General features: G+C 43.0%; 9 protein-coding genes. 7 read left to right on the forward strand and 2 right to left on the reverse strand.

Going from position 1 to position 10806, the window contains the following annotated elements:
* Positions 1-97 precede the first annotated feature (97 nt).
* Together VIM72_RS06905 and VIM72_RS06910 are read left to right on the forward strand one after the other, a co-directional pair.
* Positions 98-727 carry a WbqC family protein gene (locus tag VIM72_RS06905; protein WP_332002126.1) on the forward strand — a complete coding sequence of 210 codons (630 nt, stop codon included), beginning with the start codon at positions 98-100 and terminating at the stop codon, positions 725-727.
* A 257-nt stretch (positions 728-984) separates the two neighbouring features.
* Positions 985-2385 carry an arginine decarboxylase gene (locus VIM72_RS06910; RefSeq protein ID WP_332002127.1) on the forward strand — a complete coding sequence of 467 codons (1401 nt, stop codon included), beginning with the start codon at positions 985-987 and terminating at the stop codon, positions 2383-2385.
* A 368-nt stretch (positions 2386-2753) separates the two neighbouring features.
* Here VIM72_RS06910 and VIM72_RS06915 read toward each other — a convergent pair whose 3' ends face one another.
* Both VIM72_RS06915 and VIM72_RS06920 read right to left on the reverse strand, forming a co-directional pair.
* Complete coding sequence (locus VIM72_RS06915) at positions 2754-3587, reverse strand: hypothetical protein (RefSeq protein ID WP_332002128.1); 834 nt, start codon at positions 3585-3587, stop codon at positions 2754-2756.
* A gap of 156 nt (positions 3588-3743) precedes the next feature.
* Positions 3744-4196, reverse strand: coding sequence for an Hsp20/alpha crystallin family protein (locus VIM72_RS06920; protein ID WP_332002129.1), 453 nt, complete (start codon positions 4194-4196; stop codon positions 3744-3746).
* Between the two features lie 241 nt (positions 4197-4437).
* On the opposite strand from VIM72_RS06920, the gene VIM72_RS06925 reads away from it, so the two are divergent.
* The 5 genes from VIM72_RS06925 to VIM72_RS06945 all read left to right on the forward strand — a co-directional run.
* Positions 4438-4851, forward strand: coding sequence for a BrxA/BrxB family bacilliredoxin (locus VIM72_RS06925; protein WP_142687624.1), 414 nt, complete (start codon positions 4438-4440; stop codon positions 4849-4851).
* 127 nt (positions 4852-4978) lie between these two features.
* On the forward strand, positions 4979-6280 hold the full coding sequence (locus VIM72_RS06930) for a prolipoprotein diacylglyceryl transferase family protein (RefSeq protein ID WP_332002130.1): 1302 nt from the start codon (positions 4979-4981) through the stop codon (positions 6278-6280).
* An 8-nt stretch (positions 6281-6288) separates the two neighbouring features.
* A complete protein-coding gene (locus tag VIM72_RS06935; protein ID WP_332002131.1) occupies positions 6289-6720 on the forward strand; it encodes a hemerythrin domain-containing protein in 432 nt (143 codons plus the stop codon).
* A 168-nt stretch (positions 6721-6888) separates the two neighbouring features.
* Positions 6889-7824, forward strand: a complete 936-nt coding sequence (locus VIM72_RS06940) for a DUF2167 domain-containing protein (protein ID WP_332002132.1) — start codon at positions 6889-6891, stop codon at positions 7822-7824.
* Between the two features lie 705 nt (positions 7825-8529).
* Positions 8530-10806: TonB-dependent receptor domain-containing protein (locus VIM72_RS06945; protein WP_332002133.1), on the forward strand; the 2277-nt coding region annotated here is incomplete at its 3' end.

Raw genomic sequence — 10806 nt, forward strand, 5'->3', positions numbered from 1 at the left:
CTCATCTACTTAAAGTTAATTGTTAAGTATTTAGGTATAAGTGATTGTCAGGTGAAACAAACGGAATTTTAACACCTGTGTTCAAAAAATTGACATTATGACAGAGAATGCAAAAGAGAAGGTGCTATTGATTGAATCTCAATATTTTCCACCAATTGACTCATACAAAGCTTTAGTAAAGCACGATATATTAAAGATTGAAAAATATGAGCACTATCAAAAGCTCAGTTACAGGAACCGCTGTTACGTTGCCGGACCAAACGGCCGTATGATTTTAAGCGTGCCGTTGTCGAGAGGAAAGAACCAGCGGACGGTAATGAAGGATGTCAGGATCAGTAATGAAGAGAAATGGCAGGGTTTGCATTGGAAAACGCTGGTGTCTGCTTACCGGCGTTCTCCCTGGTTTGAATATTATGAAGAAGATCTGCAGGGTTTGTTTGAAAAACCGTTTCATTTTTTAATGGATTGGAACATGGCATGCTTTGAATGGATAAATAGCAAGCTCGGCATTAAAGTACCTGTAGTTTATACAGAGAGCTACGAAAAGGTAGTGCCCGGTGTCACAGATGCCCGGGAAAGCATATTGCCGGGGCCGGTAACCACAGGCGAGCCCGGCTATACACAGGTGTTCCAGGAGCGCACCGGTTTTATCCCGGGTCTGAGTATTTTAGACCTGCTTTTCTGTGAGGGAAAACAGTCTTTGGAGATACTGAAAAAAGACCAGTAAAATTGGGAATTATATTATTTAAGTTGTTGACTTATAATTGTTTGTATATTTGCCCGGGTAATTGTGCTTTTGAAGCGGATACCGCCTGAAAAAAATTAAGGTGGCAATCAACAAAATCTTTAGATTTGCAACCTATTTTGCTGGGGTTCGAACTGACGTAGGTGTGTAAACCAGGAGTTTCCCAGTGAGGGAAAAATGGATTGTTATCCTGTTATTTTTTTCTATTACTAATTCCTAAAATTCATTTGCAGTACTAAATGAACAACACCTACACAGACCTGGTAAAACAGACCTTTGAGTTTCCCCAGGAGGGCTTTGAAGTAAAAGATAACTACCTGGAATTTAATGGTTTGGATATAAAGGCATTGATCGACAAGTATGGAACACCGTTTAAGCTGACCTTTCTTCCCAAAATCGGGATGCAGATCAATAAGGCGAAGAAAATGTTCCATGACGCCATTAAGAAAAACAGGTACGAAGGTGAGTACTTCTACTGCTACTGTACCAAAAGTTCGCATTTCTCCTTTATTATGGAGGAAACCCTGAAGCATGGGGTACATATTGAAACTTCTTTTGCTTATGATATTGATATCGTCAATAAATTATACGAGCGGAAGAAGATAAATAAAGAAACCTATGTAATTTGTAATGGTTTTAAAACCAAGGCATATACCAGGGCAATAGCGAGACTGATCAACAGCGGGTTCAGGAATGTGATCCCGGTACTCGACAATAAGGAAGAGCTGGAAGACTATAAACGGAATATCAGGAGCAAAGATAAGGTGAAACTCGGGTTGAGGGTAGCTGCAGAGGAAGAGCCAAGTTTTGATTTCTATACCTCCCGGCTGGGTATTCCTCCACGTGATATTCTTGAATATTATGTAGACAAGATAAAAGGGAATGAGAAGTTCGAGCTGAAAATGCTGCACTTCTTTATGAATAAGGGGATTAAAGACGATATTTATTACTGGAGCCAGTTTAACCGCGTAATAAACCTCTACTGCCAGCTGAAGAAGATCTGCCCTGAACTGGACAGCATTAATATTGGTGGTGGTTTCCCGATCAAGCACTCTTTGGGCTTCGATTATGATTACAACTATATTGTAAACGAAATTGTAGCCAATATCAAGAGCATGTGTAAAAAGAACAAGGTACCTGTACCGAACATTTACACAGAGTTTGGTTCCTTTACTGTTGGAGAGAGCGGCGCGGTGATTTATAGTGTAATTGGGGAGAAAATGCAGAACGACAGGGAATCCTGGTATATGATCGATAGTTCTTTCATTACTACCTTGCCTGATACCTGGGGGATCGGGGAAAAGTTCCTGATGCTGCCAATTAACAAATGGGACCAGGAATACCAGGAAGTGCATCTTGGTGGACTTACCTGCGACGGATACGATTTTTATACGTCTGAAGAACATATTAACGCAGTATTCCTGCCGAAGCAACAGGCATCCGGAGAGCCGCTGTACATCGGATTTTTCCATACAGGGGCCTACCAGGACCAGCTCAGCGGATACGGCGGCATCAAGCACTGTCTTATTCCTTCACCAAAACATGTGATTGTGGGATATGACAAGAACGGGCAGTTGAAAGACTGGTTATACGCCAAAGAGCAAACCGCCCAGAGCATGTTGAAAATTTTGGGTTATTAAAAAAATGGGTTAGTAATCCTACTGAAAGCCCCCCGATTATTCGGGGGGCTTATTTTTTTCATTTTTCTTCATAAAAAAAGGCTTCCATTACTGAAAGCCTTATCATGGCATAGGTTAGATGATATTCATCCGGCATAAGGAAAATAGGAGATGAATATTTGATGCGCCAAAGATAGTGTTATCATGAAGTATGGGTAAGCCCTAAAAGTTGTAATTTTTTCTAATCTGTTTTTCTCCTGATTCTCCGGGGAATGATGAATTTATTATCATAATGCCTGGAAAAAGTGCAAATGGTAATATGTACATATTAGTATAGCAGAAATAGTATCAATAAGAAGGTATTCTTTTATAACACCTATGTGTAGGTGCTACTTACCCTGGGAATCATTGAGATAATCAATGGCAGAGCCGCATTGCTTTTCAATTTCACTGAAGCAACTTTCCAGCAGCTCTGTTTCTCCTTTTATAATAGCGGTTTTTCCTGATGCAGAAAACCCCTTCACCAGCAGGAACTGTTTGGTAAGGTGCTGGTTGATCAGCGATAAATGTTGTTTTTGTTTTTCGGCTGTTCTCATTTGCTCCATGGAAATAAGATTGCGGTAGTATTGGCCCAGCGCCCTGATGAAGAACAGTAAATACATTCCCACCGTAAACGGGTTGGCCAGGTATTGAGAGGTGGCCGAATAGCCCGGGGTCACGAATATTATCACATTGTTGATCTTCATCCATGCAACAGCTATGAGATAGGCGCAAAGGATCAGGCTCCATATGAGGGCGGTAAACAGGTTCACGGTAATGTAGCAGATAAGGATGCTCATTACCCATATCAGCGTGTATTTTGGACCGAGGTCCTGGTTATTCAGAAAAGAGGAAAGCATGGGAAGTATCAGTGTGGAAAAGGAGCCGAACAGCCCTACAGTGCTGGCATTCACCCCTTTCCTCAGTAGTAGCAGACAAACGGCCAGGTCGAGAATGATCATGGGAATGATGATCAGATTTACCGTATTCCTGCTCAGCATATTTACAAACAGGAAACTCAGCAGCAGTACGATATAAAAGAAGGCATAATCAAAGATCAGTTTGATCTTCGCCTGCTCATATGTGTTTTCTGTATGAAGAAGCATGTTGCCGATCACTGCTTTTTCAGTGCCCAGGTAAATGCTTTTTATAAGTAACCAGCCTTTCGGGAAGCGCTTTGCCATGAGTGCGTGCTTAGACAGGCAAATTATTGTATAATAAACAATGGGAGATTCAACGTTTGTGTGAATTATACACTAAAAAAGGGACGCCTGTAAAGGCATCCCTTTTAAACCCTCATGTTACTACAGCTGACTTCCTTTGCAGGAAGCCTGCTTCCCTTATTCCACTACTATTTCTTTCGGGGCATCCTGTTTGTTTTCCTTTTTACCAAGGGTCACTTTCAGGATTCCATTTTCATATTTCGCATTAATCTTACCAGCGTCTACCAGTTCACTGATAGTGAAGGAGCGTTTGAAAGATTTGAAGCTGAATTCACGGCGTACCTGTTTATCACCTTCATTCTTTGTTTCGGCTTTCTTTTCAGCGCTGATGGTAATTGCCTTGTCATCCGCACTGATCTTGAAATCTTCTTTGGAGAATCCTGGAGCTATTACATCTACTACGAAAGCTTCCGGTGTTTCAACAATATTTACCGGAGGATGGGTGGTAAAGAAATCGTTGGTCAGAAAATCATCCTTTACATACTTATTTAATCCTCCGTTGAGAATATCTTCTACTAATCCACCAAATGATTTGGGAAGCGGGCTGTGGTTAAATTTAATGTGTGTCATAGTTGCTATAAAATTTTTTAGTGTGAAATCAATTTTATTGTTTGATACCGGGTACAGATCAAATGGGATACCATGCCATAAAAACTGCTATTTTGTTAGTAAAAAGGTTACAGATTGTGACATTATGTCTTATTGATTGTATTCTTTGTGTCAAAAAGTCTATTTCAATATCCAATTTTTTACTTTTTGGGTACATATGACTAACTTTGTAAAAAATACAAACAGAAAAAACTCTAATTATATGTATCCAGCGGAACTAGTAATGCCAATGAAGGCAGAATTAACAGATAATGGCTTTGAAGAATTGCTGACACCGGAAAGCGTTGATAGCACATTGCAGAAGGAAGGTACCACGCTTGTTGTGATCAACTCTGTATGTGGTTGTTCTGCAGGTACTGCCCGTCCGGGCGTACTGCTGGCAGTGGCGCACAGCGAAAAGAAACCAGACAGGCTCACTACCAGCTTTGCAGGTTTTGATGGTGAAGCGGTAAAACAGATCCGTACTCACCTGATGCCTTATCCTCCTTCTTCTCCGGCGATAGCCCTGTTTAAAAATGGTGAACTGGTGCATTTTATTGAGCGCCATATGATCGAAGGCCGTTCTGCACAAATGATTGCTGCAAACCTGGCTGACGCTTTTGAACAGTATTGCTAAATATTCACATTTCTAAATTCCGATTTAGAAATTCGAAATTGCATCGTACTTTGGTGGTTTGATTTTCCTTTTGATTAAATTCGGCTTTGTTCATAGGAAGATTCAGATCACCAATTTTTTTTCGGCTATGTATCCTAATCTATATTACGCGTTCAGAGATCTGCTTGGCTTAGAAATCCCGTTTTTAAAGATATTCCAGACGTTTGGTTTTTTTGTTGCGATAGCCTTTCTGGCTGGCGCCTATATTTTAACGCGTGAGCTCAAACGTCGTGAGGCGCTGGGATTGCTGAAAGGTATTCCCGAAAAAATAGTTACAGGGCTTCCGGCTTCGCAGGGAGAGCTGATCGGAAATGCAGTAGTAGGATTTATAATAGGATACAAGATCCTCGGGATCTTTTTTCAATGGGACACTGCTTCCCAGGATTTGCAGTCGTTTGTATTTTCAGGACAGGGCAGTTTTATTGCGGGTATCCTTGTGGCAGCAGCCATGGCGGGATATAAATACTATACAAAAAAGAAACAGGCGCTCCCCAAACCTAAAGAAGAAACTGTGATGGTAATGCCGCACCACCGCGTGCCGGATATTATTGTAATGGCCGCCATCGCCGGATTACTCGGCGCCAAAATATTCCATAACCTCGAAAACTGGGGCGATTTTGTACAGGATCCTGTTGGATCTTTGCTGTCTTTCAGCGGCCTGACCTTCTACGGCGGCCTGATAGTGGCGGCTATCGTAATCATTAGCTATGCCCGGAAAAAACAATTTAATATCCGTGCGCTGATCGACAGCGCTGCGCCAGCGCTGATGCTGGCTTATGCGATCGGAAGGATGGGCTGTCATTTTTCAGGTGATGGCGACTGGGGAATTTACAACAGCGCCTATGCTGTGGATGCCGGTACCGGCCATACTGTGAAAATGGCGCCGGCTACATTCCAGGATATAGTGCAGAAGAATGCCGGTTTTTTCCAGCAACAATATGCAGCAGTAGAGAAGATCCCGCATGCGGCCTTTGAAAAACCAGTCGCACTGGGATTTTTACCGGACTGGTTGTTTGCCTATGGTTATCCGCACAACGTTATTAAAGAAGGAATACCCTTAGCCGGTTGTGATGGCCCTTATTGTAAAGTATTACCTATTGCCGTATATCCCACACCGTTATATGAAATTATTGTTTGCCTGGTATTATTCGGAATTCTCTGGGGTATCCGTAAACGAGTAAAGATACCTGGTGTTATTTTTGGCATTTACCTGATATTAAATGGAGTGGAGCGTTTTTTTATAGAGAAGATCAGGGTAGATACCAGGTATGACATTTTTGGTTTTCATCCTACACAGGCCGAAATTATTTCCACGCTCCTGGTTATTGCCGGTATTATATTGATTGGCATCTATCGTAAAAATAATACTGCGGCAAATAAGCTCTCCTGATTTAGTATATGCAACGTCACTCTTCATTAGTGCCCTTGTCGCACGAGCACAAGCGCCTCCTCTTTGTATGCCGCTATTTAAAAAAAGATGCGGCGCCATACGAAGGGTTCCCCCTGGAAACACAGGCAAGGTTTGAGTATATCGTAAAAGTATTCCATGAGTTGATGGTACCGCATATTCAAAAGGAGGAATATCTTTTTGAGAAGTGCGCCGGCCGGCATGAAGCAATTGATACCATGATCCGGGAGCTGCAGGAAGAACACCTGATTATTTCCCGTATGTATAGCACCCTCACAGACAGCACTGATATGGATGCCGCAATGGATATACTGGCATGTAGCCTGGAAGCCCATATCCGCAAGGAAGAGCGGGAATTTTTTGAGCTGCTGCAAAACGAGCTTCCACATATCCTTGACGACCTCAAACTGGAGCATCCGTAAATGTATTTAACGTGTTATTGACACTTTTTGATTTAAGCACTAATTTTTCAGCAGAGTTATAGCAGCATTATGTATCTGTAATATTGCCTCAATAATTATCTGTATATTTTATAGCGCTTTGTCCTGTTTGTTAGGCTGATAAATACATTGGGCTATTTAATTAGTTTTATGCGTACGTTCTTTTGCAGCTTGATCGTATTAGGTTGTTTAGCTGCCGGCCTCAATGCCCTGGGCTTATCCAGGGAGGACAGCCTTAGCCGGTACGATAAGCTGGATTCGTCTGAAATGGTGGCTGCTTCCTTTAATTATAAAGCAGGTGAACAAGAGTTAGGGCAGGGTACAATATTAAATGTACCTGAAGGGTATCGTTTGCTCGATGCTGCACAAAGCCGTGTGCTTGTGGAGCGCTTGTGGGGGAACCCGGAAAACCCCAATACCCTTGGGGTATTGTTGCCCGACAGGATGGGGCCTATGGATAAAGATTTCCGTGGAGTGGTGATTTCCTTTGAACCATCTGGTTTTATGGAGGAGTCGGAGATCCGGAAAATTGATTACGCAAAGTTGCTGGCGGAGATGAAAGAGGAGTTGAAAAGCGAAAATCTTTTGCGGAGCGGAAAGGGAGCGGGGCTGATTTCCGGTATGGACTGGGCTTTTACTCCTTATTATAATAAAGACAATCATTCCCTGTGCTGGGCGCGTATTTTATATTTTAGTAAGAATGAAGCGCCCATGCTGAATTATGAATTAAGATTATTGGGCAGAAAAGGGGCTCTCTGTTTCACGGCCATTGGCAAGGTAACAGAACTGGAACAAATTAAAAACCAATTGGCGGTAATAGCTGCTGCTGCCCGTTTCACGCCGGGAAGCCGTTATGCCGATTATAATCCCCGTACAGATCAGTTTACCCGGTGGACGCCTGCAGCGGCTTCCTTACCTGGTAAAATGTTATCGATTGATAACCTGTTATTGGGTTTAAAGAACACGCTTTCCATGTTATTGGTATTTTCCGGTACAATGTTATTTGCTTATGTAATGAATTATTACCATCACCGCCGTAAGTCGGGTTACCGGAAAATTATCAGGGTGGATGAGCGGTTGAATTAAAGCGGGGCTGTCCGGTGGGATATCTCCCTAAAGAAATCCGGTTTAGGTTATTAACCATGTAGAAGAAACTCCTTCGGACCAGGGTTGCCTTTGGATGGCCGGAGTGGCAGTTTTCACCCACCATCTTGCGGTTGCCTTAACGGCAGTCACTTTCGTCTCTATCACCAAGCCCCACCTATCGCCCTGGTGGTTTACAGGCTGCCCCTTTACCTGGTATTGTTGATTTCAATTTTTGGCCCCTGGTCTAATAGATATGAGCTGTTTTTCCAGCCGGCCCTTATTCTGCATTCCATCATCTCATCTTCACTACAGTGCTGTTACCGGTTCTTTGGCCCTGCCCTGAACAGGAAGCATTTGTCCTTTATAATATCAGTCATCCTATCTTTAGATGCGTCCCCCAATAGTTCCTTTGCTTATTCGTCCTTTTATAATACCAGTCATCCTCCGTTAACACCTCTGTTTAATTTAAGCCCAATCCCCCTGCAACATTCTTTTTCTCCAGTCGTCTTCTAGTTGTTCCATAGCTTTTTACCATTCGTCCCTATCTATAGACCGCTTGTGTAATGCTATGTACTGTGTAATACATAATACCTACTTTTACATTGTAGTTGATGATCTACTGTAGTAGTTTAACTACTGTAGTATATAAACCAAAGAACTAAAGGAATCTGAATCGACAACATTTAAACTCTAAATCACCCATATATGAAAGCAAATTTTAAAGCTATAACATTAACAATGAGCATGTTAGTTACTGCTTTGACCTCGTTTGCGCAAACTGCCCCAAAAGTAACCGGACAAATCACCCAATCCGGCAATAAACCTGTAGAGTTTGCTACTGTAACCTTATTAAAAGCCAAAGACTCCTCTTTAGTAAAAGGAGCTATCGCAGATATAGATGGTAAATATGAATTTGAACAGGTAAAACAGGGGAAATACCTGATCGCTGCAGTTTCAGTTGGTATGACCAAACGTTACAGCCCTACATTCGAAGTAGCCGCCAGCTCCGTAAAAGTGCCGGCTGTAACGCTGGAAGCAGCATCCAAAACCCTGAAAGGAGTAGATGTAACCGCCCGCAAACCTTTCGTAGAACAGAAAGCCGATAAAATGGTGGTAAATGTGGAAAACAGCATCACCGCATCCGGTGGCTCTGCCATGGAAGTACTGGAAAAATCTCCCACTGTTACAGTGGATAAGGAGGGTAATATTTCCATGAAAGGTAAAAGCGGGGTAGTGATCATGATAGATGGCAAACCAACCAATATGAGTTCCCAGGACGTTGCCGAGCTGCTGAAAAGTATGCCAGCTACTAATGTAGACCAGATAGAGCTGATCGCTAATCCTTCCGCCAGGTATGATGCAGCCGGCAACGCAGGGATCATTAACCTTAAACTGAAAAAGAACATCAACTACGGTACTAATGGTAACGTGACCGTTGGCGCAGGCTATGGTATCTGGCCCCGCTGGAATGGCGCCCTGAACCTGAACCACCGCAATGAAAAGTTCAACATTTACGGGTCAGGCAATTACAGTCACCGTGAACAACAGCAAGACCTCGCCCTGTTCCGCTCCTTTACTGAAAACAACCAGTACCGCGTATACGACCAGACAAACAACATGCACACAAAATCCAACTACAAAGCCGGTAAAATAGGCGCCGATTACTTCATCAGTAAAGGACATACCATAGGTGTGATGGCTGATTTATCTGGCGGCGACCGCAGTATCCCCAGTTTTGCCACTACCCGCATCGGCAATGGCAAACAGGTGGATTCCGTACTGAAAACCCATACCAGTGAAAGCAGCAGCTGGAACCGTAATGCCTTTAACTTAAACTATCGCGGTATCCTGGACACAACCGGCAAGGAATTGAACATTGATGTGGATTATGCAAAGAACACACAAAAACAACTGGCCACTATATACGCCGTATCCCGCGATGGAGGAGAGAAGGGGATGCTGGGCAGCGACACTTCCCGTAACAACCAGCCTTCCAGCATTGACATTAAAACGGCAAAAATTGACTACACGCACCCGCTGAAAAACCAGGCCAAATTTGAAGCAGGTGCAAAAGTGAGCTTTGTGAAAACAGATAATGATGCCCGCTTCGACTCACTGAGAATGGGTAACTGGATATTGGATGAAAATCGTTCCAATCACTTTATTTACAAGGAGAATGTAAATGCGGCGTATATTAATTACAGCAGGCAGTTTAAAAAGGTGCATGTACAACTGGGATTGCGTGGAGAACAAACACATATTACCGGTATCTCCACTTCCATGAAAGATCAGCAGCAAACACAGGTAAAGAATGATTCCACTTATTTCAACCTGTTTCCAAGCATGGCGCTGACCTATAAACTGAATAAAGACAATACACTGGGATTGACTTACAGCCGCCGTATCCAGCGCCCAAGCTATGAAGACCTGAACCCTTTTGAATTTTACCTGGACAGGTATACCAAGGAATCAGGTAATCCTAACCTGCGGCCACAGTATTCCAACAACTTTGAAATCACGCATACATTCAAGGATTTCCTGATCACCTCATTGGGGTATTCACATACCAAAGACATGATGACGAGGATCCTGGAGGCAGACGTGGATAAATCTACCGGCGATACCTCTATCCTGCGGTACAAGTACCTGAACGTAGCCAAATCAGACAACTTTAGCCTGAACGTAACGGTGCCAATGCCCATTACCAAATGGTGGATGAGCTTTACCACATTTTCCGTTTCCTATGTAATGTTTGAAACAGTGGTAAACGATAACCAGGTAAAATTGTCTTCTGCCGGTTTCTTTGGCCGCACCCAGCAAACATTCACCCTGAGCAAGGACCTGTCTGCCGAAGCTGTTTTCTTCTATGTATCCCCGCAGGTAACAGAAGAAGGCCTGTTTAAGATGAAATCCATGTGCTCTTTGGACCTGGGAGTATCAAAGAAAGTGCTGAAAGGAAAAGGATCGGTGAAGCTGAATGTA

It is taken from the genome of Chitinophaga sp. (assembly GCF_036569185.1).
Lineage (GTDB): Bacteria > Bacteroidota > Bacteroidia > Chitinophagales > Chitinophagaceae > Chitinophaga.